29 protein-coding genes and 1 pseudogene are annotated in these 25,414 nt (G+C 53.1%); 13 read left to right on the plus strand and 17 right to left on the minus strand.

Features of this window, described 5'->3' with window-relative positions; translation table 11 throughout:
* The first annotated feature begins 37 nt into the window (after positions 1 to 37).
* Positions 38 to 484, plus strand: a complete 447-nt coding sequence (locus MRBBS_RS14050; protein WP_014872212.1) for a cytochrome b — start codon at positions 38 to 40, stop codon at positions 482 to 484.
* On the plus strand, positions 447 to 596 hold the full coding sequence (locus MRBBS_RS20280) for a cytochrome b/b6 domain-containing protein (protein ID WP_014872213.1): 150 nt from the start codon (positions 447 to 449) through the stop codon (positions 594 to 596). Before MRBBS_RS14050 ends, MRBBS_RS20280 begins: the two co-directional genes overlap by 38 nt.
* 134 nt (positions 597 to 730) lie before the next feature.
* Here MRBBS_RS20280 and MRBBS_RS14055 read toward each other — a convergent pair whose 3' ends face one another.
* The gene (locus tag MRBBS_RS14055) at positions 731 to 1,555 is read right to left on the minus strand and encodes a substrate-binding periplasmic protein (RefSeq protein ID WP_014872214.1); all 825 of its coding nucleotides are present in this window, start codon (positions 1,553 to 1,555) and stop codon (positions 731 to 733) included.
* 298 nt (positions 1,556 to 1,853) lie between these two features.
* Between MRBBS_RS14055 and MRBBS_RS14060 the strand changes: the two genes are divergently transcribed.
* The gene (locus tag MRBBS_RS14060; protein ID WP_014872217.1) at positions 1,854 to 2,411 is read left to right on the plus strand and encodes a cytochrome b; all 558 of its coding nucleotides are present in this window, start codon (positions 1,854 to 1,856) and stop codon (positions 2,409 to 2,411) included.
* A gap of 59 nt (positions 2,412 to 2,470) precedes the next feature.
* Here the strand turns inward: MRBBS_RS14060 and MRBBS_RS14065 are convergent, their stop codons facing one another.
* The gene (locus MRBBS_RS14065; protein WP_014872218.1) at positions 2,471 to 2,734 is read right to left on the minus strand and encodes a hypothetical protein; all 264 of its coding nucleotides are present in this window, start codon (positions 2,732 to 2,734) and stop codon (positions 2,471 to 2,473) included.
* Between the two features lie 226 nt (positions 2,735 to 2,960).
* Here MRBBS_RS14065 and MRBBS_RS14070 point away from each other — a divergent pair, with 226 nt between their 5' ends.
* From MRBBS_RS14070 to MRBBS_RS14085, 4 genes are all read left to right on the plus strand, one after another.
* Entirely contained in the window at positions 2,961 to 3,923 is a 963-nt protein-coding gene (locus MRBBS_RS14070; RefSeq protein ID WP_014872219.1) for a DUF6635 family protein, read from the plus strand.
* A gap of 493 nt (positions 3,924 to 4,416) precedes the next feature.
* Positions 4,417 to 4,719 (plus strand): 2OG-Fe(II) oxygenase, encoded by a 303-nt coding sequence (locus MRBBS_RS14075; RefSeq protein ID WP_014872220.1) that lies wholly within the window; start codon positions 4,417 to 4,419, stop codon positions 4,717 to 4,719.
* A 16-nt stretch (positions 4,720 to 4,735) separates the two neighbouring features.
* Entirely contained in the window at positions 4,736 to 5,704 is a 969-nt protein-coding gene (locus tag MRBBS_RS14080) for a ribonuclease Z (protein WP_014872221.1), read from the plus strand.
* A gap of 115 nt (positions 5,705 to 5,819) precedes the next feature.
* The gene (locus tag MRBBS_RS14085) at positions 5,820 to 6,686 is read left to right on the plus strand and encodes a crotonase/enoyl-CoA hydratase family protein (protein ID WP_014872222.1); all 867 of its coding nucleotides are present in this window, start codon (positions 5,820 to 5,822) and stop codon (positions 6,684 to 6,686) included.
* Positions 6,687 to 6,755: 69 nt separating this feature from the next.
* Here the strand turns inward: MRBBS_RS14085 and MRBBS_RS14090 are convergent, their stop codons facing one another.
* Positions 6,756 to 8,552 carry a DEAD/DEAH box helicase gene (locus MRBBS_RS14090; protein ID WP_014872223.1) on the minus strand — a complete coding sequence of 599 codons (1,797 nt, stop codon included), beginning with the start codon at positions 8,550 to 8,552 and terminating at the stop codon, positions 6,756 to 6,758.
* Positions 8,553 to 9,047: 495 nt separating this feature from the next.
* Here MRBBS_RS14090 and MRBBS_RS14095 point away from each other — a divergent pair, with 495 nt between their 5' ends.
* From MRBBS_RS14095 to MRBBS_RS14105, 3 genes are all read left to right on the plus strand, one after another.
* A complete protein-coding gene (locus MRBBS_RS14095) occupies positions 9,048 to 9,614 on the plus strand; it encodes a TetR/AcrR family transcriptional regulator (protein WP_227497674.1) in 567 nt (188 codons plus the stop codon).
* A gap of 84 nt (positions 9,615 to 9,698) precedes the next feature.
* A complete protein-coding gene (locus tag MRBBS_RS14100; protein ID WP_014872225.1) occupies positions 9,699 to 10,832 on the plus strand; it encodes a zinc-dependent alcohol dehydrogenase family protein in 1,134 nt (377 codons plus the stop codon).
* Positions 10,825 to 11,286 (plus strand): acyl-CoA thioesterase, encoded by a 462-nt coding sequence (locus MRBBS_RS14105; protein WP_041635306.1) that lies wholly within the window; start codon positions 10,825 to 10,827, stop codon positions 11,284 to 11,286. Before MRBBS_RS14100 ends, MRBBS_RS14105 begins: the two co-directional genes overlap by 8 nt.
* Before the next feature lie 49 nt (positions 11,287 to 11,335).
* Here the strand turns inward: MRBBS_RS14105 and MRBBS_RS14110 are convergent, their stop codons facing one another.
* Entirely contained in the window at positions 11,336 to 12,043 is a 708-nt protein-coding gene (locus MRBBS_RS14110) for an SDR family NAD(P)-dependent oxidoreductase (protein WP_014872227.1), read from the minus strand.
* A 122-nt stretch (positions 12,044 to 12,165) separates the two neighbouring features.
* On the opposite strand from MRBBS_RS14110, the gene MRBBS_RS14115 reads away from it, so the two are divergent.
* The 3 genes from MRBBS_RS14115 to MRBBS_RS14125 all read left to right on the plus strand — a co-directional run bounded on the left by MRBBS_RS14115 (position 12,166) and on the right by MRBBS_RS14125 (position 14,419).
* On the plus strand, positions 12,166 to 12,945 hold the full coding sequence (locus MRBBS_RS14115; RefSeq protein WP_014872228.1) for a cobalamin-binding protein: 780 nt from the start codon (positions 12,166 to 12,168) through the stop codon (positions 12,943 to 12,945).
* A gap of 112 nt (positions 12,946 to 13,057) precedes the next feature.
* Positions 13,058 to 13,354, plus strand: a complete 297-nt coding sequence (locus MRBBS_RS14120) for an ArsR/SmtB family transcription factor (RefSeq protein ID WP_014872229.1) — start codon at positions 13,058 to 13,060, stop codon at positions 13,352 to 13,354.
* Between the two features lie 54 nt (positions 13,355 to 13,408).
* Complete coding sequence (locus MRBBS_RS14125; protein WP_014872230.1) at positions 13,409 to 14,419, plus strand: zinc-dependent alcohol dehydrogenase family protein; 1,011 nt, start codon at positions 13,409 to 13,411, stop codon at positions 14,417 to 14,419.
* Between the two features lie 64 nt (positions 14,420 to 14,483).
* On the opposite strand, the gene MRBBS_RS14130 is transcribed toward MRBBS_RS14125, so the two are convergent.
* From MRBBS_RS14130 to MRBBS_RS14185, 13 genes and pseudogenes are all read right to left on the minus strand, one after another.
* A complete protein-coding gene (locus MRBBS_RS14130) occupies positions 14,484 to 15,044 on the minus strand; it encodes a type IV pilin protein (RefSeq protein WP_319795900.1) in 561 nt (186 codons plus the stop codon).
* On the minus strand, positions 15,020 to 16,063 hold the full coding sequence (locus MRBBS_RS14135) for a beta strand repeat-containing protein (protein ID WP_014872232.1): 1,044 nt from the start codon (positions 16,061 to 16,063) through the stop codon (positions 15,020 to 15,022). The genes MRBBS_RS14130 and MRBBS_RS14135 overlap by 25 nt, the downstream gene beginning before the upstream one ends.
* Positions 16,064 to 16,275: 212 nt before the next feature.
* Positions 16,276 to 17,028 carry a hypothetical protein gene (locus tag MRBBS_RS14140; protein WP_014872233.1) on the minus strand — a complete coding sequence of 251 codons (753 nt, stop codon included), beginning with the start codon at positions 17,026 to 17,028 and terminating at the stop codon, positions 16,276 to 16,278.
* On the minus strand, positions 17,025 to 18,131 hold the full coding sequence (locus MRBBS_RS14145; protein ID WP_041635308.1) for a PilW family protein: 1,107 nt from the start codon (positions 18,129 to 18,131) through the stop codon (positions 17,025 to 17,027). The genes MRBBS_RS14140 and MRBBS_RS14145 overlap by 4 nt, the downstream gene beginning before the upstream one ends.
* Positions 18,128 to 18,691 carry a type IV pilus modification protein PilV gene (pilV, locus tag MRBBS_RS14150; protein WP_014872235.1) on the minus strand — a complete coding sequence of 188 codons (564 nt, stop codon included), beginning with the start codon at positions 18,689 to 18,691 and terminating at the stop codon, positions 18,128 to 18,130. The genes MRBBS_RS14145 and pilV overlap by 4 nt, the downstream gene beginning before the upstream one ends.
* Before the next feature lie 26 nt (positions 18,692 to 18,717).
* Positions 18,718 to 19,293, minus strand: a complete 576-nt coding sequence (locus MRBBS_RS14155) for a GspH/FimT family pseudopilin (RefSeq protein WP_041635309.1) — start codon at positions 19,291 to 19,293, stop codon at positions 18,718 to 18,720.
* Between the two features lie 145 nt (positions 19,294 to 19,438).
* Positions 19,439 to 19,555 (minus strand): annotated as a pseudogene (locus tag MRBBS_RS19465) (transposase domain-containing protein); the annotation flags it as partial.
* 221 nt (positions 19,556 to 19,776) lie between these two features.
* A complete protein-coding gene (locus tag MRBBS_RS14160) occupies positions 19,777 to 20,505 on the minus strand; it encodes an amino acid ABC transporter ATP-binding protein (protein ID WP_014872237.1) in 729 nt (242 codons plus the stop codon).
* Entirely contained in the window at positions 20,492 to 21,142 is a 651-nt protein-coding gene (locus MRBBS_RS14165) for an amino acid ABC transporter permease (RefSeq protein WP_014872238.1), read from the minus strand. Before MRBBS_RS14165 ends, MRBBS_RS14160 begins: the two co-directional genes overlap by 14 nt.
* Complete coding sequence (locus tag MRBBS_RS14170; protein WP_014872239.1) at positions 21,139 to 21,825, minus strand: amino acid ABC transporter permease; 687 nt, start codon at positions 21,823 to 21,825, stop codon at positions 21,139 to 21,141. The genes MRBBS_RS14165 and MRBBS_RS14170 overlap by 4 nt, the downstream gene beginning before the upstream one ends.
* 58 nt (positions 21,826 to 21,883) lie before the next feature.
* The gene (locus tag MRBBS_RS14175) at positions 21,884 to 22,708 is read right to left on the minus strand and encodes a transporter substrate-binding domain-containing protein (protein WP_014872240.1); all 825 of its coding nucleotides are present in this window, start codon (positions 22,706 to 22,708) and stop codon (positions 21,884 to 21,886) included.
* 40 nt (positions 22,709 to 22,748) lie between these two features.
* The gene (locus tag MRBBS_RS14180) at positions 22,749 to 23,420 is read right to left on the minus strand and encodes a FadR/GntR family transcriptional regulator (protein ID WP_041635310.1); all 672 of its coding nucleotides are present in this window, start codon (positions 23,418 to 23,420) and stop codon (positions 22,749 to 22,751) included.
* Between the two features lie 400 nt (positions 23,421 to 23,820).
* Positions 23,821 to 25,392, minus strand: coding sequence for a gamma-glutamyltransferase family protein (locus MRBBS_RS14185; RefSeq protein ID WP_014872242.1), 1,572 nt, complete (start codon positions 25,390 to 25,392; stop codon positions 23,821 to 23,823).
* Positions 25,393 to 25,414 lie beyond the last annotated feature (22 nt).

Here is a 25,414-nt window from a genome sequence, read left to right on the forward strand (position 1 = left end):
ATTATGCGCTGACATAAATGATTATCAGGAGCTTCGCATGCAATTACTGGATCGATACGTCTACCCGCACAGGCTCCTCCACTGGTCAGTCTCTGGTGTGGTGTTACTCTCTTTAGCCAGTGGCTTAACGATAGGCTTTCTGGATTTTGACGGAGCCGTTGCTCTGTTAGGCAACACACTGACAGACGTGCTTTACGGCGGCCACAAAACGCTGGGCGTGTTGATATTACTACTGATGATACTGCGTGTTATCACCCGCCTGGCTTTTGCAGTACCAGACCATGTACCGCCCTTGGATACCTTCGAGAGAGTGGTCAGTAAAAGTGTCCAACATTTGCTCTATTTAGCGCTGATCGCCATGCCGTTACTCGGCTGGGCAGGAACAGCCGCCGGCGGCTACCCGGTTGAATTTTTCCTCTGGCAATTGCCCGGGTTTATTGGCAAGGATGAACAGCTCTCTGAACAGCTCTTTTTTGCTACATGAGTGGCTTAGCTGGATTATTTTAGCATTGGTGGCGCTGCATGTGACGGGTGCGATGTTCCATTGGAAAATCAAGCGCGATAATGTCATGAAGCGTATGAGCCTATTTGATTAGGAAATAAGATGGCGCCTCAAACCTTGCTCAAGGAACTCCGAATCCTTTCTGCGCGTTCGATGACGACATCAGTCGAATGGTCGAGTGTTGTGTAACGGCAACATTGCTCCGGCCAAATTCGACCCGAAAACCACTCAGAAAAGATTTGATGGGCAATATTCTCTGCTCAGGTCGAGCACTACTTCAACGCCTAACCTGTACTTTTTCAGAATCTCGCAAATCTGTCCGTCCTCCCGGATAGTCCTAATGCCGCGATCGAAAGCCTCGGCGATGGCGTTTGACCGGTCCGGGTCTTCTGGGGAAAGGGCCAGGTAACCGGCATGGCGTCCGTCGAGACAACCGGCATTCACCAAGCCAACGCTGTTCTGGCTGGATTCGAACAGAAGCCGATCATCGAGAAGCGCATCAACGCGTCCCCTTCTTACAATCTCTCGGAGGCGATTGGATACGTCGGCTCCCCCGATCAGAATTACGCGCCCACCCTGATTGTTAGAAATATAAGCGTCCATATCTTCGCCATAGCTGTAGCCTGAAGTGGCCACAAATCGCATGTTCTCGATTGAATCCAGGCCGCTATAGCGGCGGGGTTCGTCCTCCGGAACGTAAAAACAATATTCAGTCAGCGACACTGCATATGAGGGAAACACAAAGCTGGGGGCCTCGCCCTTGAACGTCGGCATTATGGCGTCAATACGACCGCTTTTTGCCTCAACCAGTGCCCGGTCGTAGGGCAGGTTTTTATAAACGACTTTGTGCCCCTCAGACTCCAGCGCGGCACGGGCGATATCAACTGTGAACCCCGAGCGTAATCCATGCGCACCACAGGCGTACGGGCACCAATAGGCCGGTGCGGCAATTGAGACGGTAAGCGATCCCTCCGCCTGGATTTCAGACCAGGCAGGCGAAACCGTCAATGCCAAAAACGCTCCTATCAAAGATTTAGCGGCAACTATTATCACTCTGCTTCCTTTTCTGAAAAACACGCAATTGAAAGCCAAGCCCCTTTTCAGTCTTCTAGGGTGCCCCTTAAAAAACAAGTTTCAATCACAAAATAGTAGTGCTTGCCCATCAGGCAGTAGGCGGGGTGGACAAAACCCGATGCCGGGCAGGCAAACCACAAGCTCTTGGCTGAGCGTTTTCATTGCAGCACTCCTGCTTTTCGAGCACACCGGCCAGAAATCGAAAAATATGAAAATAACTCTGTCCCGGTTTCAGTGACTAAACTAAAGTGTTACGAATAGCTACTAGGAGCGCCGCATGCAAGCACTGGATCGCTATGCCTACCCACACCGGCTACTTCACTGGTCAGTGTCTGGTGTGGTGTTACTCTCGTTAGCCAGCGGCTTAACGATAGGATTTCTGGATTTTGACGGCGCCGTCGATCTGCTAGGAAACACACTAACGAACGTGCTCTACGGCGGCCATAAAACGCTGGGTGTGTTGATATTAATGTTGATGATACTGCGTGTTATCACCCGCCTGGCTTTTGCAGTACCAGACCATGTACCGCCCTTGGATACCTTCGAGAGAGTGCTCAGTAAAAGCGTCCAACGTTTGCTCTATTTAGCGCTGATCGCCATGCCGTTACTCGGCTGGGCAGGCACAGCCGCCGGCGGCTACCCGGTTGAATTTTTCCTCTGGCAGTTGCCCGGATTTATTGGCAAGGATGAACAGCTCTCTGAACAGCTCTTTCTTCTACATGAGTGGCTTAGCTGGATTATTTTAGCGTTAGTGGCGCTGCATGTGACGGGTGCGATGTTCCATTGGAAAATCAAGCGCGATAACGTTATGAAGCGTATGAGCCTATTCGATTAACGATGATGAACTGCCTTTATCAGCTTAGCCACGTTCATCACAGCAGAGGACTATGATTGTCAAGCAGCATTTCTTGAACGAACGGTCTCATAGTCATAGTTGTTTACTCCGAAATCTTGCTCAGACCGAACTTGATCCATTGTTTCTTTTTGATTAACAGACGGGACTAACGCAGGCACACATAAGGTAAGTGGCTCGGCGAGTTCCTGACGTTTTTGATGACGCGCTTTAAGCTTTTGCACCCAAATACTAAAACGTTTGCGCAGGTACTGGTTACGGAAATCACGGCTGTTGTTGACGGCGGTGAAGGGTGTGTAAGCCATTGTCTTTCTCTTCGGAAAAGGTTGGTTAATTTGTATACGACATTTTAAATTTAGTTAGTTTACTCAACAATAAGTCACAGTACTTATCAGCGGAGTTTTTGGGCCTGTAATTATTAATTTTCGTAAATCATTTCGAAACAGAAAAGGCGCACTCTCTCGTATCCGAAGCCTCCCAGATCTCGCCGATGCGGATCGTTACGAAAGCTCACGCAGAGTCGCTGTTACTATGCCCGTTGCCACATCACCCGAGCAAAACGTCTCCGAAGTTGAAATAGAGCAGGCAATCCGCTCAGGCATCAAGCGCTACTTTGACGACTGCCGGGCGCGGATACCGACGTTTATTGACCGGCATTTTCATTATCCCGGTGCCATAGCGACCAACCAAATGGCGCTGGGATGGGACATGTTACGGGCACCCATCAACCTACTGTGGGCGCCCGTGTACGCCTTGGTATGCCTGTTAAAAATTCTGGTTCCCAAACGAACAGGCCTGATGTGGCTGCACAGTTTGGCAAATCATGTACCCGCCGGTTTGACCACCCGGGTACAACAGCACATCTCGCACCTGATTTTGGTGGACCTTTTGAACAATGGTCAGCAGAGCTCAATTCTGGAGGGATATCTTATTGCGGCACTGGAGCAGGTCTACGAGCGCCATACCTGCAAGCCAGTCGATCACCAGCGGTTTAGCACCCTGATTGAACCGCTGGTCGCGGACGCTCTCAGTCAGTACCGGATGACCCGGACGGCGTCTGCCGATATCACCAACAGTATTTTATGCACGGTGTTGGGCGCGTTCGCGTTCCAGAAGTTTACCCCAGGCGGCATTGGGCTCGGGGTGGTGCTCGCAACCATGCTCGCAACGACCCTCGCCGCCCATGACTTTATCCTTGGTGAAACCCTCGGCAGTTGGTACTACAGCTGGTTTCCACCAGAGCCCTCACTAGCGACAATGGCCAGTGTTATGGTTGCTGTCATGGGCTCGTTGGCGGCGTTTGCAGCTTTTTCCGGCGTTATATTCGATCCAGCTCAGGCGGCAGTCGGTTTGCATCGTCGGAGACTGAACAAGCTACTGGATCACCTGCAGCGAGACGTTACAATCAGCACTCAAAGCAGCTTTCGCCCGAAAGACTTATTTGTGGCGCGGATTCTGGACATGTTCGACATGATCAAAACGGGTTTACTGTAGTTACTTTAGTTACTTGAGTTACTGTAGTTACTGTAGTTACTGTAGTTACTGTAGTTACTGTAGTTACCGGAGCTTCTGCATCATGACCATAAAGGTTTGGACCCATTGGACACCGAGTTAACGTTTTCGAATGATGACGCCAAATCCGATCGCGGAGGCATCTTTATAGCAAAATTTTACGCAGCAACTCCCCCCTCAACGTCGTCTCAGTAACTCTCGCCGTCACCAAAAGGGGACCCGAAACACTGGTCCATACCAGAAGGCCGCCTGTACCTGAACTACAACCAGTTCGTGCAAGACCAGTGGCTAGAAAATCTTGACGGGTCTATTCATCAGGCGGATGTGAATTGGCCGAAGGTTCTGGAGTAGTAACTATTTCTAACTCAATGAACTTCTCCCTGTAGAGTTTAATACCGGAAGCAGGCCTCTTTAAATTCTCGCGCTCCGCGCGCACAATTGAAAGGCAACTCACTTTCAAGCGAATACGCTCACGATGGCATTAAACGTAAAAACCCGGATTCTCTTCTACTCCAAACGCCTGAGCATTTACCTGGTGCGTTACCCGGAGGGCCACAAGGTGGTTCCCCACGTGGACATGGTATCCGAAGGCCGGCTGTACAAGCTCAATTGCGTACTGGTTAAGCCCAAAACCGGCGGTGAGTTCACCTGCGAAAAAAACGTATTCAATCTGTTTGGGAGAGTCATACTGTTCCGACCAGACCTTTACCAACACCGGGTTTCGAAGATTGAGCGCGGCAACCGCTGGCTACTCAGTTTCGCGCTGACCCAAAACTGAGCGACAACCAAGAACAATGGAATTCACCTTCCTGGGCACGTCTGCCGGAACACCGACACGTTCACGCAACGTAACCGCCCTGGCCCTGTCGCACTCTGGCCACAAACCCTGGTATCTGGTGGACTGTGGCGAAGGCACTCAGCACCAGCTGCTACGCGCTCACTACTCGGTGATGCAATTGCGGGCAATATTCATCACTCATATCCACGGTGACCACACCTTCGGCCTGCCAGGGCTGCTCACCAGTGCATCAATGCTGGGCCGCACAGAATCTTTGGACATCGTCGCCCCCGTCCAAACTCAACGATTCATCAACGCAACGCTTGAAAACAGCGACTCCAGTCTCGGCTATACCCTGAACTTCATAGATTCTGAAGCACCGGACTTCTGCTGGAAGGATCAAGACTTCGGGGTGACGAACGTGGCGTTGTCCCATCGAGTGCCTTGCCGTGCCTACGTGTTCACTGAGCGAAACATTGAGCGACAACTGTTGCAGGACAAGCTGAACGAAGACGGCGTCGAACCCGGGCCCAGCTGGGGGGAGTTGCAGAAAGGCAATGACGTGACGCAGGAGGATGGACGCCTGCTAAGGAGTGACGATTACACACAAACTCCCCGCGTTGCCCGCCGCCTGATCGTCGCCGGCGACAATGACGACCCTACCCTGTTGACCGGCGCCTGCGAAGGCAGCCATGTGCTGATTCACGAAGCCACCTACACTCAGGACGTGGCCGATCGGGTTGGGCCCTGGCCCCAGCACAGCTCCGCAGAACAGGTCGCCCGGTTTGCTCAACAGGCCCAGTTGCCTAATCTGGTACTTACCCACTTCAGCTCGCGCTACCAGTCCGCGCCGGATGTCAAACCCAACATCAACCAATTGGCAGCCGAAGCCATGCGACACTATCGGGGGCCGCTGTTTATGGCTCGGGATTTCGACGCTTACCGGCTGGAGAAGGACTTATCGCTGATATATCTTAGCGCATAAGAGGGCAGGCAACCCCCCCATAGCCCGCTCCGCTTTGACTTGCTCAAGCGTCGCATCAGACTGATATAGTGGCTTCAACTTATGCATGACGCTACTGATAAATGGAACCAACAATATGAGCGCACGCCTCTCTCCAGAAATAGAGCAGCCAAAAGTAGAGCAACCAAAAGCACAGCCGCAAAAACAGGAACGGGTACTGATTGATATCGAGGACGGGATTGCCACGGTTACCTTGAACAGACCCGACAAATACAACGGTCTGGACATGCCCATGTTCGATGCCGTTGCTAAAGCCGCCAAAACGCTGAAAAAAGACCGCAGCGTGCGCGTTATTATTCTGTGTGGCGCCGGCGAGGCTTTCTGCTCCGGCCTGGACATAAAAACCGTTTCCCGAAACCCGATAAACTTCCTCAAGCTACTTTTCAAGCCAGGGCGCAAGATCAGCAATCTCGCCCAGGATATTGGATACCTCTGGCGTGACGTGCCGGCACCGGTGATTGCCGTTACCCACGGTTACTGCTTTGGCGGCGGTTTGCAGATTGCATTGGGGGCTGATTTCCGATTCTCTAGCGCCGACTGCGAGTTCTCGGTTATGGAGAGTAAGTGGGGACTCATTCCAGACATGAGCCTAGCGGTGACCCTGCGCGAACTGATTCCTATCGATCTTGCCAAAGAGCTGACCATGACCGCGCGTCGCTTCAATGGCACCGAAGCAAAGGCGATGGGGCTGGTTACCCGAATCAGCGATGACCCGATGGCTGACGCTCTTACCTTTGCACGAGAACTGGCGGAGCGATCTCCGGATGCTGTTGCAGCCAGCAAACTGTTGTTTAACCGCAGTTGGAACGCAACCGACAAGGTGGCACTGGACTGGGAAACGAAACTGCAGAAAAAGATTCTCGGCCGGGCCAACCAGCGTATTGCGGTAGCTCGGAATACGAGTTCTCCCGAGAAGCCTTGGCAGGATCGCCGGGAGTTATAATCGGGTATCAAGCGGCCAGCGCCCTCTGATCTGAACTTAGTCAGGCTTTACGCTTAACAGGCTTTACGCTTAATACGCCTTACGATAGTTACCCTGATAATCAAAGATCCGTTCCTGCACCTGCCAGTAGTGCTTTTGTTTGCGGGCAATGACAAAATCCGGCGCAGGCAGCAAGGCTTGTATCTCAAGCACCTGTTCAATCCTGCTGAACTCTTGCGGGGCCTGGCTATTCGCTAAACGCCGGCCAAACAGTTTGTTAAAGACCTTGCGCTGTGCCGGTTTGCTGAAATCAAAAGACTCGCTGAGTTCTTCCCCATCTTCACCGTGATAAGTGATTCTCAGTTTGCTCTCGTTTTTGCTGTCGGTTTTGCCATTATGGGCGCTTAATGTAACCCCGGCGCAACGGATCACCATGGCATCTTTGAGTTTCAGCGCGTCTCTTAGCTGATCATCCGGGTCAATAATGGCTTTTTTACACTGCTGGCAGTTACGGGCCGCGATATCATTTTCAGCACCGCAGTGTGGGCACTCCTTGAAACGAAAACGGTAATCGCACTGTTCAGGGCGTCTGTTCTGCGCTGCAGGTTCATCCGCTTCAGCAGGCCCTAGCAGCCCCTGACAACGGCGACCGAAGTGCTCGATAACATGGCCCTCACTGTCTGTTTTACCCCAGAAGATATTGGCAAAACCGCAGCCCGGGCAGAATACCTGCACCGGCTCACAGTCCGGGTTCGGTTTCTTCTCCCCCACTTCCGGGTGATACAGATTGACACTGTTACCCGCATAATCAATCACCAGACAGTCCTGTTTACCTTCGTCCAGACGAAGACCACGACCCACAATCTGCTGATACAGGCTGACCGACTGGGTAGGACGAAGAATGGCGATGAAGTCCACATGGGGCGCATCAAAGCCCGTGGTGAGTACGGATACATTCACCAGATACTTTAACTGCCGCTGTTTAAAGCGCTGAATCAGAAAATCACGTTCATTCAGATCGGTAGCGCCGGTAATCAAGGCTGTTTGTTGTTCCGGTAGATAGCCGGTGATTTCCCGCGCATGATCCACCGTTGCAGCAAAAAGCATCACCGCCTGCCGCTTAACGGCCAGCTCCATCACCTGTTCAATAATGGCACGGGTTACGCGCCGATGCTTGCCAAGCAGCTGGTTAACGTCTTTTTCGGCGTATTCGCCAAAACGGTTCTGAAACAGCGCAGAGAAGTCGTATTGCGCCACTGCCGCATTAACCCACTCAGGCCTGGTGAGATACCCCCGATGAATCATATAGCTCAGCGACAGCTCATAAATGCAATGCTCAAAGGGCTTGTCCTGCTCATCACTACCGCTACGGACAAAGCCCCGGTAGTGATAACGATAGATCCAGCCCATGCCCAGGCGATAGGGTGTGGCAGTTAACCCGAGCACTTTAAGGGAGTCATTTTGATGCCGTAACAGCCCAATGATTGTTTGATACTGGCTGCTGTCATCGTCACTGACCCGATGGCACTCATCGATGATAATCAATGAGTATTCGTCTCTGAACTGATCCAGATTCGCCGATACAGACTGCACACTGGCGAAGGTCACCTGATGCAAGTTTTCCTTACGTTTTAACCCGGCGGAGAAGACGCCACCCGTTAACCCATAACTTTGGTATTTGGCGTGATTCTGCTCAACTAACTCTTTTACGTGGGTCAACACCAGAATTTTACGCCGGGCAAGGCGGGCCAACTCGGCAATCACCAAGCTTTTACCCGCACCGGTCGGCAGCACAATAACGGCGGAATCATCCGATTTGCGAAAATGTTTCAACGTGGCGTCAACAGCTTCCTGCTGGTAAGGCCGCAGCTTAAAAGGAGCATTCATTTTGCAGTACTTGATTGTTATCAGGATGAGAAGAGGAATTCATATTATCAAGGATCGATGCCGTTACCTGCATCCGTTTGAAACGACACGCCCCACCAGTGAAAACGGGCGGGCTTTATGGTTCTAGAACAATTCAGACTTCCTCGATTTGAGCAAATTTCCTTGGGCTAAGGTTGTAGTCGGCCTCGGTTACCGCCAGATGGTTGGGAAGCCGCCTCGCAACCTTAAGTTATGTTACGGCAAGGCTCATCGTTTAACACTCTTCAGTAAGTTGTTATACGTGTTAGTACGAACTTATCACTGGAGAGTATCGAATGGCGAGGAAAGCTCACACAGACATTTCACGATTAAGCAGAGTGGCCCAGAGGACTGTAGACATGAATATAAAACAGAAAACAGAGCGACAACTCGCTCAAAAGAAAGTGGGCCGATCTCCCTTCGACCGGGAGCTCGTGTGGGAGAGCAAGCGTGATACCGTTCTGAGCGTCGCGGCGTCTGCGTTTAACCGGGGGGGGTTACGCGAACACGTCAATGGAAAACGTGGCGGAGGCGCTGCAGATCACCAAACCCACTCTCTACCGGTATTTCAAGAACAAACAACAGATCCTTTTCGAGCTCCACATGCACGCCATGAACCACGGCGAAGAAGCATTGCGGCTCGCGCACGCGACCGGTTCTACCGGTCTTGAAAAATTTTTGATTTACTGCCGACGGTATATGCAGGGTATTTTCGGCGAATTTGGCACCTTTCCGGTGCTGGTGGACGTCGGCTCGCTGAAAAACCCCGAAAAGGATCTCGTGATCGAGCGGCGCGCAAAAATTTCAAAAGCAACGGTGGAAATTATTCAGGAAGGAATCGCCGATGGCACCATCGGCGCGTACGACGCTAAACTTGCTACACTTTACACACTGGGTGCTCTCAACTGGATGCCACTCTGGTATCGCGACGACAGTCGCAAAACAGCCGACGAAGTAGCTGACGAATTCCTGGAACTCTTCGAACGAACGCTGACCGGACAAGCGAGCCATCAACGCCCTCTTGCTCAGAGGCAAAAGACATAGGTTCGAATCCTATCGTCCTAACCCATCAGGTTTTTAGTAACGTGCGTCTATTTCGAACGCACATCAAACAAAGGGAGAAGCTCAATGAAAATCCGCGCAGCCGTCCTCCAAGCTATCGGCGCTCAGCGTCCTTATAGCGACACCCAGCCTCTGATTATTGAAGAACTGGTTCTCGACCCACCCGGCGATCACGAGGTACTGGTGCAGATCAAAGCTGCAGGCCTTTGCCATTCGGACCTCTCTGTGATTGACGGAAACAGGCCCCGCCCGGTACCTATGGCACTGGGCCACGAAGCGGCGGGAGTGGTGAAAGCTTTAGGTAACGGTGTCCATGATCTGAAGCTAGGGGATCATGTAATTACCGTATTCGTGCCAAGTTGCGGCCATTGCGCGCCCTGCGCCGAAGGCCGGCCAGCGTTATGTGAGCCGGCAGCCAAAGCCAATAACGCCGGCACCTTGATCAGCGGTTCTCATCGCATGCACCGAGCAGACGGCACATCCATTAACCATCATCTCGGCGTTTCTGCCTTTGCCGACCATGTGGTGGTATCAAGAACTTCGCTGATAAAAGTCGATGCGTCGTTGCCCTTTCACCATGCCGCCCTGTTCGGTTGTGCGGTACTGACCGGTGTCGGCGCAGTCATCAACTCTGCCGACATCAAAGCCGGACAAACAGTGGCCGTGATCGGACTGGGTGGCGTAGGGTTGAACAGTGTCCTTGGCGCTCTGGTGGCTGGTGCTGGCGAAGTCATCGCCATCGATCTGGACAACAGCAAACTCGCTCTGGCAAAAGAACTCGGTGCCAGCCACACATTCAACTCAGCCGAAGACGGCTGCGTGGATACTATCAAAGCACTCACTAATGGCGGCGTCGACTGTGCCATCGAAATGGCTGGCTCGGAAAAAGCCCTGGAATTTGCCTATCAGGTCACACGCCGGGGTGGAACCACAGTTACCGGTGGCCTAGCTCATCCGGACAAAAAAGTCGCCATCCAGCAGGTTAGCTTAGTGGCAGAGGAGCGCACTCTGAAAGGCAGTTACGTGGGCAGCTGCGTGCCAGTCCGGGACGTTGCTCGCTACGTCAGCCTGTTCCGCCAAGGAAAACTCCCGGTGGACAAACTGCTAAGCTCTACGCTCCGGCTGGAGCAGATCAACGAAGGCTTCGAAGCACTGGCCGCTGGCAAGGCCATTCGGCAAGTAATTCTGTTCGATGATTAACACAGGGAGTGATGCCTTGAACCGCACAAATTTTTCGGTTTTTTATCCGATCACCACTCGATGGATGGACAACGACATCTACGGTCATGTGAACAATGTAACCTACTATTCCTACTTTGATTCCGCCATCAACCGTTACCTCATTGAAGAGGGCGGGCTCGATATTCACAACGCGCCGGTGGTTGGCTTTATCGTCAGTTCAAACTGTCAGTTCAAAAAACCCATCGCCTACCCTGATGCGATTGAAGTGGGACTTCGTGTGAGCAAGCTGGGCAGCAAGTCAGTGACCTATGAGGTGGCCATTTTCTGTGAAGGGGAACCTGACGCCGCTGCCATTGGGCAATTGGTACACGTATTTGTGAACCGCAACGACAATACCTCAACACCCATTCCAGTTGCCATTCGGGCTGCCCTTGAGAAGATTGCCCACTCCCCTGCACCAAGTGGCAGCTGAAGCCCAGAAAGCCCGCTTCCTTTCCCGGCTCCTTTTCATAAGAAATGAATCATAGGTTTTGAATGGTCGACATTCCGCCATCGACACCCAATATTTGCCCGGTAATCCAGGATGCCTTTTCACTAAGCAAAAATGAGGCTGCCTCAGAGATGTCTTCGGGCTTTCCATACCTTTTGAGGGGGTGGCGTTTGTTTCCGGCTTCTTTTTTTGAGTCACTGCCGAGCAAGCGATCCGCCATTGGCGTATCGGTCAATGAGAGTGCAATTCCATTTACGCGAATTGTTGGTGCAAGCTCAGCACTCAGTGCCCTTATCAGACCCTCTATCCCACCTTTGGCTGCAGCCACCGAAGCATGGAAGGTTAGTCCTCTTTGTACCGCGACAGTACTAAAAAGAACAATAGCGGCACTTCCAGCTTTTTTCATTCCCGGAAGCGACGCCTGAATGGTATTGACGGCGCCAATGACGTTTACATTAAAGTCTTCTATGAAATCTTTGTTGCTCAGTCGCTGGAAAGGCTTCAGATTAATGCTTCCACCCAAATACACCACTCCGTGTATCTCCTCCGGCAAAAATGACCAATTTGCAGAATCGTCTGTCGCATCAATATCAGCGACCGTAATATTACCGCCGCTTTCGAGCCGCGACGTCGCACTCCTTGACGCGATGTAAAGATGTACATCGGTTTTTTCCAAGCTCTCTTTCAAGGCCTTACCAATCCCAGTTGTGCCGCCAATCAAAACAATATTTCTTGACATTATTCCTCCAGCCTCTCAATTTCTTTGAATGTTATACGTATCTACGCCCTTGAAAAGACCCTGGCCCACCTCACGATTTTCCGCCCTGCCAGGGAATCCGGTGTAAAAAGGAATATGAAGCCATGAATTATCCCCAACGCATTATCTGCCTCACTGAGGAAACCACGGAAACACTCTACGCCATCGGCGCGGAGGATCGGATCGTTGGCATCTCTGGATTCACAGTCAGGCCCGAAAGGGCCAGGAAGGAAAAGCCCAAGGTTTCCGCCTTCACCTCCGCCAAGATCGGGCGAATCCTCGAGCTGAAGCCGGATCTGGTCCTAGGCTTCTCGGACATGCAGGCGGACATTGCTGCCGAACTGGTGCGAAATGGCGTGGCCGTACACGTCTTTAATCAACGTACCGTGGCTGGAATTTTGTCCATGATCCGAACCCTCGGCGGCATGCTGGGCCTCTCCGCCAAGACAGACGCCTACGCCCACGAGCTGGCCGCCAGGGTTGAACAAATCCGGCTCGAAAGGATGAGAACACATCGCCCGCGTGTCTACTTCGAAGAATGGGGCGACCCCATGATCACCGGCATAGGCTGGGTATCGGAGCTGATTAGCATCGCGGGTGGCGAAGATATCTTTCCTGAAAAAGCAGCCGAACCTGGTGCGAAAGAACGCATCATCGAGAATCCCGAAGAGGTCGTGAACCGCAAGCCGGATATCATCATCGGTTCCTGGTGCGGGCGTAAGTTTCGCCCGGATCAAGTGGCTGGGCGATCCGGCTGGGAAGCTATCCCTGCCGTGGCAAACAACCACCTCTACGAAATTAAGTCACCTCTGATTCTTCAACCCGGGCCAGCTGCTCTGACGGACGGGTTGGACGCGTTGTGCCAGATCATTGACCGGGTGTGACGATTACAACGAAATGGCAAGGCAGGCGCGAAACGTAAGACCTGACCCCAGCGCCTCACGCCTCATAAATTACGTGTTGATCATTTCGTAAAAAAGCGTAATATTACCCACTATGATACTCGAACAGATCAAAGCTCTGGGTAATGACACTCGCATGCAAATGATGGAGTGGCTCAAAGACCCGCTCAATAATTTCCCACCTCAGGATCATGGCGATCCTGCTATTGGGGTATGCGTGACCCACTTGCAGCACAAGGCCGGGCTTTCACCTTCTACCGCTTCTGCGCACTTGGCCATCCTGCAACGTGCAGGCTTCGTGCAAAGCACTCGCGTTGGCAAGTGGACCTACTACCGGCGCAATGAGCAGGTGATTACTGGCTTTGTAGCAAAGCTGATCATCGAGTTGTAATTTTTAATCATTCATTTCGTTATTTTGCGTAATTTAAAAATATAAAGGAGCCCTATGAGCATCAAGACTATCTTCGTACAACCTGGCGGCGGCTATGAAAAAGTCGTTGTTGGCAGCCGCGAAGCCAGCACCACAGAACGTGATGAAATCACCGTGCGCCTTCACGCCAACTCGCTCAACTACCACGACTTCGCGGTGGTCAGCGGCATGTGGGGCCCTAGCGAAAAACGCATTCCCATGGCCGATGGCGCAGGTGAAGTCATCGCCGTCGGCCCGGATGTCACTGAATTCAAAGTTGGTGACTCGGTCGTAAGCACATTCTTTCCCGAGTGGATCGACGGCACTCCGCTGGTTGAAGGCTTTGCCGGCGTGCCAGGTGATGGCATTGACGGCTACGCCCGTGAACAAGTGACGGCCAAAGCCACCTCGTTCACCCTTGCCCCTGCGGGCTACAGCCACGCTGAAGCGTCAACGCTAACCACCGCCGGACTGACCGCATGGCGCGCTTTGATGGCCGATGACTCGCTCAAGCCGGGCGACACGGTGCTTGTCCAAGGCACTGGCGGCGTTTCTATTTTTGCCCTACAGTTCGCCAAAATGGCCGGTGCTACCGTCATCGCTACCTCTTCAAGCGATGAAAAACTTGAACGTTTGAAAGCTCTGGGCGCTGATCATGTGATCAATTATCGCAAAAACCTTAACTGGGGCGAAACGGCACGCGCTCTTACGGGTGGTCGTGGTGTCGATCACATTATCGAAGTCGGCGGTCCGGCAACGCTTGAGCAATCGATGATTGCAATCCGGGTTGCTGGTCACATCTCGATTATCGGGATATTGAGTGGCGTAAGCGGTGCAATGAACTTTGTACCGGCACTGATCAAGCAAATACGCCTGCAAGGCGTGCTGGTGGGCAGTCGCAGCCAGCAGCAAGAGATGATCCGTGCCATCAATACCAATGGCATGCGCCCGATTATTGATCGTCATTTCCCGTTGAGCGAGATTGTCGAAGCGTTCAAGTATCAAGAAACCAGCCAGCATTTCGGCAAAATCTGCCTGGATATCTAGCCGGCCCATCACCCGTTGAAGGCCTCACACACGTCGTCGAAAACTGACTCCAGCACTTTGGGGCTTATTTCCAGCAAGTGTTGCGCAGGGCTGCGTCGCCGGCTGAACCGCCGACTAAAACACCGCGCACGCCTGTTGAGGTCAGGGTAAAGGTTCCACACGAATCGGCACCCATCGACCCGCCGGTAACCGGAGCCATTCTGAGTTCATAACCGAAGGCAGTCAGCGTTGCCGTTGGAATCGAAAGCTGATAAATCGCGCTTCCGTCTGCAGGCGACTGCTTTAGGCTATCTGGAATTTGATCGATCACATCGTTGCCGGCGCGATCTTTTTTAAAACTGTCATTGGCCGCATAAAAACGCTGCATGAACTGGGCAACCTGCAGCAACTGAGTTCGGGCGTCCGCCCTCTTTGCGCGCGCTATATACTGGGTATAAGACGGCAGCGCTATGCTGGCTAAAATTCCGACAATTACCACCGTGATCATGAGCTCGATCAAAGTAAACCCGGCACTAAACCGACGCGGTGAGCGTTTAACCGAGTGGAAATTAAAGCGCATAAAACGTACTCCTGATTCAATGTGGGAGGATGTATTTCCTGCTACCGCATCAAAATTTGACGCCACTGGCGCGATATTATTCGTGGCGGTGATAATACTGTTTCTGGCGGTAGTATGTGGGGGTCAATACTTTCGCAGTTTGCGTCCATTCTCTCGCCGACGGTTGCACCAGCCCCGATTGTTCGAGCGCCCGCTTTGTGGACAGTGACCCCGCCTGTGACGTTAGCCAAAGCGCCGATAGTAATAGCACCTGCTGTGGCGGTTTCAACATTGCCGCCAACGTTTGCACCAGTCCCGATAGTGATAGCGCCGGAGTTGCCGGTGCAGGTACTAAAGGCAATATCTGCGCCAGCCTCAACTGTAATAGCTCCATCGTTGGCGCTAACGTTGCCGGCAACTTTTGCGTCAACCCCAACGGTAATTGCACCGGTGTTCGTGGTTACCGAGCCAGCGACCTCGCTACCGCTATTGATGGTGATAGCGCCAGCACCAATCTCGCTGCCTTCGTAGGTGGTAGCGACATCGCCCATAGCTATTACGTGAACCCCTATGGTGACAGCACCCGCCAGACTAGAGAGGATCGAACCATTGACCGTGCTTCTATCGCCGACGTTGATAGCACCCGATAAGGTGGTAAGGTCACCGCCTACAACGCTGTCAGCACCGATTGTTATAACGCCTGCCAAACTGGATTTGATCGAACCTGTGACCGTGCTTCTATCGCCGACGTTGATGGCACCCGACAGGGTGTTGAGATCACCGACGACAACGCTGTCAGCGCCGATGTTGATGACGCCTGCGGTGGTTGTGGTCAGGTCACCTTCAACTTGGCTGTTAGCGCCAATGGTGATAGTCCCAGTTGTGGCGTTGTTGCCAATAATGTTTCCTTTAAGAATTGTGCTGGCGCCCAACTCGGTAATCCCGGTAACCGTAATAGTCAGGTCGGTGGAGTCTCCTGCGGCATTGATTTGGGTGAAGTTGCCGGTTGTGAAATCACCGCTGACAGTGATGGCGGTTGGCCCTGTGATGGTGATGGTGTCTCCGGCGGCAAGCGTTAGTGGACTGCAGGTGTAAACATCACTCACAGGTCCTGTACAGACGGCTGGAATATTGTCTGTTGGTATATTGTTAGTGAAAGAGTAATTTGCCGCTTGAGCCGGTAGCCAAACCAATAACAACAGTAGTGCCAACGACTGCCGTGACCACGGTCTCCAGTTATTGGACCTTTTAACGGTCGATAAGGAAGTGCACAAGAGCTTAATCATGGGGATTTCATCCTGTGTTTTAATATGTGAATTTACTCATCATCTTTGTAATAGCGTATTTTAATCTGAGATTGCAGCCAGACTTCACTGCCAACGGGACGGCCGGCACCATTTTCCACTTCAGGACCAAACCCGCGGGCAGTGATCCGAAACAAGGAATCCGGATCTATCTTGTACTTTGCTGGTACAGTTGGCACCGCCGGCACAGCTGGCACAGCCGATGAGGTACCCCCAGGGCCAGCCGGTATAGCCGGTACCGCCGGTATAGCGGGTACCGCCTCCACTACAATCCTCGCTATAATCATGCGCTCGACCATGCATTCGGGTGCTCGCTTGTAGGTGGCAGCCATGCCAGCTTGGTTGACCATGCTCAGGGGAAGCAAATAAGCCTTAGATGAGGTGCCATCCCACATTGTCGTATTTTGCCAATCCGGCGGTTTAGCCTCGAATAAAATATTATCGTCAGTGAATGTGGTTGCGTAGTCGTCGGTGCCGCCAGCGTCAACTTTCAATATCTGCAAAACAGAGCGCTCGCAATGCTGTAAAGCAATCTCCGCGGCTTGGGTGGCCAGTTCAGTGGTGCGTACATTGCCAGATACACTGATTGTGGTGGTGGCGTTGCGGATACTAATGGCGGCAAGCATCGAGATGACGACCAGCATAATCAGTGCAATGATCAGTACGACGCCATGCTGGGACTTTGCCAACCGGGAGTGCGCCAACCGGGAGTGCCGCGAGATTTTTCCCGGCGTTGGGCTGGGTACAGATTGGATGGACACTTTCATAGCGAGGTGTGGGCAGTAATTTCTAGCCAATTTCGCAACATAACGGTGGTGGAGTAAGCGCGCCTTAGCCGAAGGTCGCCTGGGGGCGAAGTTTCCAGGGTGCCAGCACAGTTGAAGTAACGCGCTGAGGCCGAGTCTGATACCACGGCATTCTCGCTGCGCAGCAGTAGACAAATACGAACTGTGACGACTTTTCTCCAGCGTTCCTGTGCGGAAAAAGCCGTCAAGTCGGGATGAACGAGGAGTTCATCGGCGCGCATATAGCCGGCCACAGTTCGCGTTTGATTGTCGGGAATCTCTACCCCGTAGGTGATCTGCATGTCCTCAATGTTCTCGACTAAAGGTTGAGCTGTACTGTCGATCCCATTACCTTGGCAATACAGGCTGGGTACGGACGGCGGTGTGGCAGTGGCAGAGGATGTATCAATATAAAACCGATTGTCTGCCATGAAATAGAACACATCTTTAGACACGGCAGAGAAAACACCTAAACCTGGGCCAACTGGAATTCCGGGAATTTCGGCCTTAATCTTATTCAACGCATACCCAAGGCAATCGGTCGGAGGCGGTGCGCTGGCGATGGCAGGCACAGTATTGAATTCATCGGCTTGGTAACTAAGGGCAATGGAGTCTGGTTCAGCGATGACGGCAGCCGTTGCGACGCAGTCGAGCTCATCGAGACTGGTTGCCGCAGTAACGTTGCTGAACGCTCCGTCGCAGCCACGAATGCTGTAATTGGAGAGTTCGAGCGCTGGAGTAACTAATGCGTCGACAAACTCAGGCGATATATCACCAGAATAGGTCAAACCAGAAGATGTCGGCTTCGTGTAGATAGGGTCTTTTACACTGGTGTCGAGCCGATCAGTCTGATCGGGGTTGTTGCCCGCCATCCGTAACTGCTGGGTCAGAATGGTCAGTGCGGCCTGGGCATCTTCGTACATGCGCCCCTGAGCTTCGGCCATTCTTGCGGCTCCCGCTGTGCCCACGTACGCGGACAAAGCCGCAGCTATAATGATCAACCCAAGGGCCAGAGAAATCATCAGTTCGATCAACGAGAAACCCTGAAGGCAGCGCGATTCCGGTAAGCGGCGATGGGGTGTCAAAGTTTAAATCTCACATACAAGCAACGCGGGTTGGGGTCGGTACTCGCAACGCCGGTGGGGCAATTGTCAGAGGATGATGGACTGAGTGCATCAAACGAGTCAGGTTCCTGCCACATAACCCACAGGTTGCCGATGCCGTTGCTGCAATCGCCGACGTCGCACGATACGACAATACCGCCGGCAGGCAGTTCGCGACGAGCTGCGACTTGCATCTCATAGACGTCCCGAGTGACCAAGGTGGCGGTTTCGCAATCGGGGTAGTTGCAGAGACTCCCCGGGACACCTATGGCATCTTGTGTACCGTCGTAACTACTGTCTTTCGCGCCGTAAGGGAAGAGCTGGGCCAGACCGGCCGGGTTGGCCGGATTGGCCGGATTGGCCCGCATGCGTTCGACATAGTTGGATGCCAGGTTAACGGCTGTTGCACGGTAGCCCGCTAATTTTGGCATCTGTACGGCGAAAGTCATCATCGCAACAAGAGGCAGTACTCCAAGCGATAGCATCAGCGTCGCGACCAAGACTTCGATCAAAAAGGCGCCGCTTTGAGAACGATTTTCCATAGGCGGCATTTTCCTAGTCATGGAGGCTAGTCGCATGAGGCAATATTCCCGTCGCCAGCAATTTGGGCGCGACCGCTAAGGCTGACACACACCACGCGCTGCATTGTTTTGGCAAACATGCTATCGCCGCCAAATGGCATTGTTGCCACCCCGGTTAAGTTGCGCAGGCGTCCGGTCGCCGTAAAGCTAAATGTGGTGGAGGATGAGCTGTCGGGTAAGATGCCCAGAATGGAATTTATCGCGATGATGGGTGCCTGCACGCGCAGCAGTGGATCGTTTGTGTTTTTGTTCCCGTCATTGCTCAAGTCCTGAAAAATAATCCAGCCACTGACCCAGCCATTTCCACCAGGGCCGAAGCCGCTACCACAAGCAGGAGCGGCCGCTTCAGGGGCGTCACTACGACACAGCACAACACCTCCGCCGCGCCGAATGCCTTCACTGCGCGCATAGCGCATGTCGGACAGAAATGTATTTACATTGCTGGATATCGTGACTTTCTGGATCATCCACTGGAACGATGGCACTGCAAACGTGATGAGGATGGCGACAATAACGATCACCAACATTAATTCGAGTAGGGTAAATCCACGAGATCTGCACATGACGCAGGAGGTTACATACAGGAAACATTCTCCGTCAAGACAGCCCTCCTTGTTTAAGCGCACTTAGACAGACTTAATCGTCCGCAATTGACCTGCGACACTTTTTTAACGCCCACTTCAGCTCCAAGTTCAGTGGCAACAGTGCCTACAGCTTTTTCAGCGTGTCTGCTTCGGCGATTCGCGCCAGCACATATTGGATATAAACCGAGGATTCCAGGCTGACGGTTTTCGCGGTTTCGATCAGGGAATAGCACGTTGCTGATCTAGTAGGTCGCCTCGTTCGCAGTAACCTACCGGGATGGGCGAATCATCGTTGGTTTCAGCATGCATCTCACGCTGATTTCCGCGAGGCGGACTAAAACGATTGCAACGAAAGGGCAAGGCAGAGGCAAAACGCACGACCTGACCCCGGCGCTTCTCTGTTTTGCTAAATCAACATCAGCCGCCTACGAGCAAAGGGGCCCCAGTCTATTGGCTTGCTCATCAGGCGATGGACTGAATAAAGGCCGACAGTTCAGGTGTTTGTGGATTATTAAAGAGATCTTTGGGATCGCCAGACTCATGCACCCTGCCGTGATGCATGAAGATGACCTTGTCACTGACATCCCGAGCAAATCGCATTTCATGGGTCACAATAATCAGTGTTATACCCTCATCTGCCAGTTGGCGAACCACCGTCAAGACCTCGTTCACAAGCTCAGGATCCAACGCAGACGTAATCTCGTCACACAACAATACCTTTGGCGACATTGCCAGTGCCCGGGCTATTGCTACGCGCTGCTGCTGCCCCCCGGACAGCTGATCCGGATAGACGTCAAACTTTTCAAGCAGCCCTACTTTCTCCATAGCCTTCAGCGCCATCTCCCGAGCTTCAGCTTCATCAATACCCTTGACTACCTTGAGTGCCAACATTACGTTCTGGCCGGCTTTAAGATGAGGAAAGAGATTGAACTGCTGAAAGACCATTCCTACCTTCAGGCGCAATTCACGAAGACTCTTCGTGCTTGACACGAGCTCATGGCCATCGACGTGAATAGTTCCGCCATCGATCCATTCCAAGCCGTTAATTGTACGCAGCAATGTACTTTTGCCAGAACCACTGCGACCAATAATAGTAACAACTTCACCCTCCTGAACCTCCAGGGTAACCCCCTTCAGAACATGAAGATCGTCAAAGTATTTATGAATTTCATTGATATTAACGAGTGACACGAGCGCCTCCTTCCAAACGACGAGCAAACAGAGACAGTGGCCAGCATAGGGCGAAGTACCCCAGCGCCACCAAGCCGAAGACAGTGAATGGATCGAAAGTCGCGTTTGCGATCATAGTCCCGGTCTTGGTGAGCTCTGCGAAACCAATGATTGACGCCACTGACGTGCCTTTCACCACCTGTACGGAGAAACCTACCGTGGGCGGAATTGCGATACGAAAGGCTTGGGGCAAAATAACGTAGCGCATCTGCTCCCAGTAACTGAATGCCAGACTGTCCGTAGCTTCCCATTGGCCCTCCGGAATCGATTGAACACAGCCGCGCCAGATCTCCGCTAAAAACGCGCTGGTAAAAAGTGTCAGTCCGAGAGCAGCGGCAACCAATGGCGAGATATCCAGACCCATCAGCGAGATTCCAAAGAACAGCATGAACAACTGCATGAGCAGCGGTGTTCCCTGAAACAGCTCAATATAGACTTTCGCAAAGGTTCGCAGAGTTACGCTGCTTGACATCCGGGCGAACAGGATAAGAAGCCCCATAGTGCCACCGAGCACGAACGCCAGCAGCGACAAGCCGAGCGTCCACTGCAGCCCCCCCCAAAGTCCTCGCAACATATCGAATAGGGTAAAGTCCGTCATGCAGCACCTCTCCCGGTCTGTGGACGACCAACAATAATGTACCGACCCACTAAGTTAAATATCTGACGAATTCCCAGCGCCATCAAAAAATAAATAGCGGTTGTCACTGCGTAAGTTTCAAAGGCTCGAAAATTGCGCGACTGAATAAAGTTTGCCGCAGAGGTCAACTCCTCTGTTGCAATCTGCGAGCAAACAGCCGAGCCAAGCATAACGATAATCACTTGACTGCTCAGCGCTGGCCAAACCCTCTGTAGTGCAGGACGTAACACGATATGGCGAAAGATTTGGAAACGATTGAACGCCAGCGACTCGCCGGCCTCAATCTGACCTTGCATCGTAGACTGAATACCTGCGCGAATGATTTCCGTGGAGTACGCTCCCAGGTTGATCACCATCGCCAATACCGCCGCTTCCCAACTGCTTATGCGAATACCCAGAGAAGGCAGGCCAAAAAAGATGAAGAAAAGCTGAACCAGAAATGGCGTATTCCTGATCAGCTCCACATAGACCGCGGCAATCCAGTTAAAGGGTTTTATCGCCCATGCCCGGCAAACGGCACAAACAATACCAAGAGAAATGCCGAATACACTGCCAACTGCCGTCAGAGCAAGAGTGAATCCCGCCCCTTTCAACAATAAGTCTGCATATTGAAAGATGGCGGCAAAATCAAAATCGTAAGCCATACTTTTTCGCACCACGCTTTAGGCTGAAGCCCGGCGCGGAGCCGGGCCGCAGGTTTTACTAGAAGTCCGCCGGCAGCGGTGCGTTCAACCAGCGTTTGGAGATCTCGTTAAGGCGACCGTCCTGCTTGGCCTTCTTGATAATCTCGTTTACTGTTGCGATCAGAGCCGTATCGCCCTTCGCCACACCGACAAAGCAAGGCGAGTTTTTGATCAAGAATTTTACTTCCAGTCCACGGCCAGAAGTTTGCTCGGCAACGGCAGCGGCAACCACGTTGCCGGTCGCAATCAGGTCAGTTTGTCCAGAGAGGAAGGCTGAGATGGTGCCATTGTTGTCTTCGAAACGCTTTAGCGTAGCGCCTTCCGGAGCAATTTTTGTAAGCTCCAGATCCTCGATGGAACCGCGGGTAACGGCGATCATTTTACCATCCAGGTCATCGGCATTTTTTACATCCGAAGACTCAGGACCGAATACCCCGTTAAAAAACGGAGCGTATGGATCAGTGAAATCAATCACTTTGGCACGATCAGGGTTCTTTCCAAGGCTCGAAATAACCAGATCAACCTTACCGGTCGTTAGAAACGGGATCCGGTTCGCACTGGTAACCGGTACAAGTTCTACATTGACTCCCAGCTCCTCGCCGATAAGGTTAGCCATGTCAATGTCATAGCCTCTGGGCGCCATATCCGAACCGATACTGCCAAATGGCGGGAAATCTTGAGGCACAGCAACTTTCAGCACACCATCTTTTTTGATGTCAGATAACGTTGTCGCCTGCACTGAGGCGACGCTAGCGAACACTGCGAATACAGCAAACACGGCTGCAAAAAGAGGCTTGAAGAATGACTGACTTCGTTTTTCCGAAAGAACTTTCATCATTTGCATGATCGATTTCTCCTTATTTACGTTTTAGGTTGCTCGTTAATCAGGGTTGTTCAAAGCGAATGCCGATTCGATCTGCGGCTAAAAGAAGATGCTTCTGGATGGCTGCACGGGCGAGATCAGAATCCCCGTCAGCGATTGCCTTGATAATGGCGCCGTGCTCGTCAAAGGTTTCCCAAATTCGCCGAGTATTGGCGAATGGCAGGCGCAGACTGTAACCGACCTTAATTTGGCTCTGCTGTACCACCTCCAAAAGCGACGGATTTCCAGAAAGCATCGCCAGGCGCTGGTGAAACTCAAGGTCCCATTCCGCTGCACGGACAAGATCCAGCTTTTGAAGCGCGTTGCCTAAACCATCCTGGGTTTCCTGCAGCTGATCGACACTGTCAGCCCGTTTTGCCGCCAGCGAAGCTGCCGCAGGCTCAAAGATGTATCGCAGTTGAAAGATAGATTCCGGGCTCACTCCCTCAGGTCCTTTTGGAACATTGCTGCCGTCGTTCATTGATCTTTGGGTTACATACACTCCCCGGCCGGGATGAGCATGCACCAGCCCAAGTGCCTCCAGCATTGAGATGGCTTCTCTGAGAGAGGTTCGACTGATACCCAGATCCATCGCCAGACTACGCTGTGGTGGTAACCTCGCGCCTTGCAAGTATTCACCACTAACAATTCTTCGCTGTAAGGCCTGCGCGGCCGCGTTTGCAAGGGTTGACATGATGCTCACAGTGTTAAGGAGTCTGGAACTGCCCTGAGTAACTGGTATGACCGGTATGAACAGTTGCTAACAAGAGCAATTGGGATGCCAACCCGGAAAAAAACATCCTATCTCATTGATTTTAAGCAATAGCCGCGATCTGGCGCAGTTAGCTTTATTGGTTAACCACTGAGCAACACGCACAGAACGGACGCAGCAGCACCAATTTAAAGCATAGGTTTACAGCGCTTGACCATCACGGGGAGCGCTGGCGTCAAGGTGACATCGCTAGAGAGGTCTGATTGTTGCTGAACGGATACCCAGCAGGCCTGCGAGTATGGCGGCGATAATGCCTGAGGCGGAGCAGACTGTGATCGTTTCCGCGGTGCTTCCTTGTAACGGTTGATTGAACAAGGATCTGTTACTGACCCAGCGCGGTTCCCTCGCCCCGCGGGTCATGCATGGCTTCTCGGCGGCCGTCGGGGTGCACCGCGATGGCGCCGGCCAGGCCGGTGAACGGGCTCAGCTCCGGGATCCACTCGATGCGGTGGCCCCGGAGTGCTAACGCCTCGCCCACCGCCGGGGCGATGTTCTGCTCCAGCTTCAGATTCTCGCTGCTGCCAAAGAAACTTCGCCCCTGCAGGAAACGGGGTGCGCGCAACGCTTGCTCGATCGGCTGCTGGTAATCCACCAGCTGCGTGGCCAGCACCATTTGGGTCTGGGGCTGGCCATCACCACCTTGGGTGCCGAAGTAGAATTGCCGGCCATCGTCCGCGAGATAAGCCGATGGATTGAGAGTATGGGCAGGTCGTTTGCCCGGAGCCCAGGCGTTGGCATGAGCGGGGTCCGAGTTAAAGCCGGCAGCCCGGTTAAGCCAGAGGATACCGGTGTCACCAATCACGCAGCCAGAGCCGAAGTCGTGAAACAGACTCTGCATCAGGCAAGCGGTTCGGCCCTGGCTATCCGTGGCGCCGAGCCAGACGGTATCCGCCGGTTTGCCTTGCTCGGACCACGGAGAAGCGTTTTCCGGGTCGATGGTTTCATAGTTTGAAGTTGCTCGTTCCGGGCTGAGCAATCGTCGAATATCCAGACTGCCGCCAGCCGGGTCACACAGTTGGCGATTACGTTGCCGCAACTGGGCCTTGATAGCTTCCACTAGGTAATGGAGGTAATCGGCGCCGCCGTTGGTCAGTGCCGATAGGTCCACAGAATTGAGAGCGTTCAAAGCGCTGAGGGTATACAAGCCTTGGGTCGGCGGTGGGAAATTGTACAGGGTACCCTCTCGATAGCGGATGCTTAGGGGCTTGCTGTGCCAGGCTTGTGTTCTGACCAGATCGTCCCGTGTCAAGCCGTTGCCAAGGCGTTCAAAGCCTTCGGCCAGCGCAGTCGCCAATTCGCCTTCGTAAAAATCCGTCATCCCGACCCGAGACAAATGCTCCAGGGTATTGGCCAGCTCGGAACGGGTCACCCGGGTGCCGGGTGCCAAAAGGTTGCCTTGCTTATCACAACAAAAGGCGCCGAGATCTGGCAGTTCCTGAATCAGCTCATGGCGCTGTTGTTGCCAGAACGCCTGGTTGGCCGAAACTTCATAGCCATCCCGGGCCAGGGCGATGGCAGGCTTTAGCAGGTCCGGCCAAGTAAAGGCAGACCCCCAACGCTCGCGACTCCAGTCACGGGCCAGGGACCATCCGCGCATTGCGCCGGCGGTGGTGGCACCCGATGCAGGCCCCCGCATACTAATCGCGCCAGCATCGGGCAGTCGTCGACCGGCCTGGCCCAGGCCCATCAGGGTATCCACCCGCTTGCCGTTACTGAGCAGCCACAGGGCATCGCCACCGATACCGCACATATGGGGACAAACCACAGACAGCACCGCGCCCGCAGCCGTGGCCGCATCGATCGCCGTGCCCCCGGCTTGTAGCACCGTCTGTCCCGCGGCCGTGGCCCTGGGGTCGGGGGTGCAGATCACGCCCTTCTTCGACTCGGCTTTCATGCGGTGGGCTACCTGTAGTTGC

Origin of the sequence: Marinobacter sp. BSs20148, assembly GCF_000283275.1 — a bacterium.
Classification (GTDB): Bacteria; Pseudomonadota; Gammaproteobacteria; order Pseudomonadales; family Oleiphilaceae; genus Marinobacter; species Marinobacter psychrophilus.

Bases quoted from the DNA above. Each gene is read 5' to 3' on its own strand.
- MRBBS_RS14050 (WP_014872212.1), top strand. From the start codon at position 38: ATGCAATTACTGGATCGATACGTCTACCCGCACAGGCTCCTCCACTGG.
- MRBBS_RS20280 (WP_014872213.1), top strand. From the start codon at position 447: ATGAACAGCTCTCTGAACAGCTCTTTTTTGCTACATGAGTGGCTTAGC.
- MRBBS_RS14060 (WP_014872217.1), top strand. From the start codon at position 1,854: ATGCAAGCACTGGATCGCTATGCCTACCCACACCGGCTACTTCACTGG.
- MRBBS_RS14065 (WP_014872218.1), bottom strand. From the start codon at position 2,734: ATGGCTTACACACCCTTCACCGCCGTCAACAACAGCCGTGATTTCCGT.
- MRBBS_RS14070 (WP_014872219.1), top strand. From the start codon at position 2,961: ATGCCCGTTGCCACATCACCCGAGCAAAACGTCTCCGAAGTTGAAATA.
- MRBBS_RS14075 (WP_014872220.1), top strand. From the start codon at position 4,417: ATGGCATTAAACGTAAAAACCCGGATTCTCTTCTACTCCAAACGCCTG.
- MRBBS_RS14080 (WP_014872221.1), top strand. From the start codon at position 4,736: ATGGAATTCACCTTCCTGGGCACGTCTGCCGGAACACCGACACGTTCA.
- MRBBS_RS14085 (WP_014872222.1), top strand. From the start codon at position 5,820: ATGAGCGCACGCCTCTCTCCAGAAATAGAGCAGCCAAAAGTAGAGCAA.
- MRBBS_RS14090 (WP_014872223.1), bottom strand. From the start codon at position 8,552: ATGAATGCTCCTTTTAAGCTGCGGCCTTACCAGCAGGAAGCTGTTGAC.
- MRBBS_RS14100 (WP_014872225.1), top strand. From the start codon at position 9,699: ATGAAAATCCGCGCAGCCGTCCTCCAAGCTATCGGCGCTCAGCGTCCT.
- MRBBS_RS14105 (WP_041635306.1), top strand. From the start codon at position 10,825: ATGATTAACACAGGGAGTGATGCCTTGAACCGCACAAATTTTTCGGTT.
- MRBBS_RS14110 (WP_014872227.1), bottom strand. From the start codon at position 12,043: ATGTCAAGAAATATTGTTTTGATTGGCGGCACAACTGGGATTGGTAAG.
- MRBBS_RS14115 (WP_014872228.1), top strand. From the start codon at position 12,166: ATGAATTATCCCCAACGCATTATCTGCCTCACTGAGGAAACCACGGAA.
- MRBBS_RS14120 (WP_014872229.1), top strand. From the start codon at position 13,058: ATGATACTCGAACAGATCAAAGCTCTGGGTAATGACACTCGCATGCAA.
- MRBBS_RS14125 (WP_014872230.1), top strand. From the start codon at position 13,409: ATGAGCATCAAGACTATCTTCGTACAACCTGGCGGCGGCTATGAAAAA.
- MRBBS_RS14140 (WP_014872233.1), bottom strand. From the start codon at position 17,028: ATGAAAGTGTCCATCCAATCTGTACCCAGCCCAACGCCGGGAAAAATC.
- pilV (WP_014872235.1), bottom strand. From the start codon at position 18,691: ATGGAAAATCGTTCTCAAAGCGGCGCCTTTTTGATCGAAGTCTTGGTC.
- MRBBS_RS14155 (WP_041635309.1), bottom strand. From the start codon at position 19,293: ATGTGCAGATCTCGTGGATTTACCCTACTCGAATTAATGTTGGTGATC.
- MRBBS_RS14165 (WP_014872238.1), bottom strand. From the start codon at position 21,142: ATGACGGACTTTACCCTATTCGATATGTTGCGAGGACTTTGGGGGGGG.
- MRBBS_RS14170 (WP_014872239.1), bottom strand. From the start codon at position 21,825: ATGGCTTACGATTTTGATTTTGCCGCCATCTTTCAATATGCAGACTTA.
- MRBBS_RS14175 (WP_014872240.1), bottom strand. From the start codon at position 22,708: ATGCAAATGATGAAAGTTCTTTCGGAAAAACGAAGTCAGTCATTCTTC.
- MRBBS_RS14180 (WP_041635310.1), bottom strand. From the start codon at position 23,420: ATGTCAACCCTTGCAAACGCGGCCGCGCAGGCCTTACAGCGAAGAATT.
- MRBBS_RS14185 (WP_014872242.1), bottom strand. From the start codon at position 25,392: ATGAAAGCCGAGTCGAAGAAGGGCGTGATCTGCACCCCCGACCCCAGG.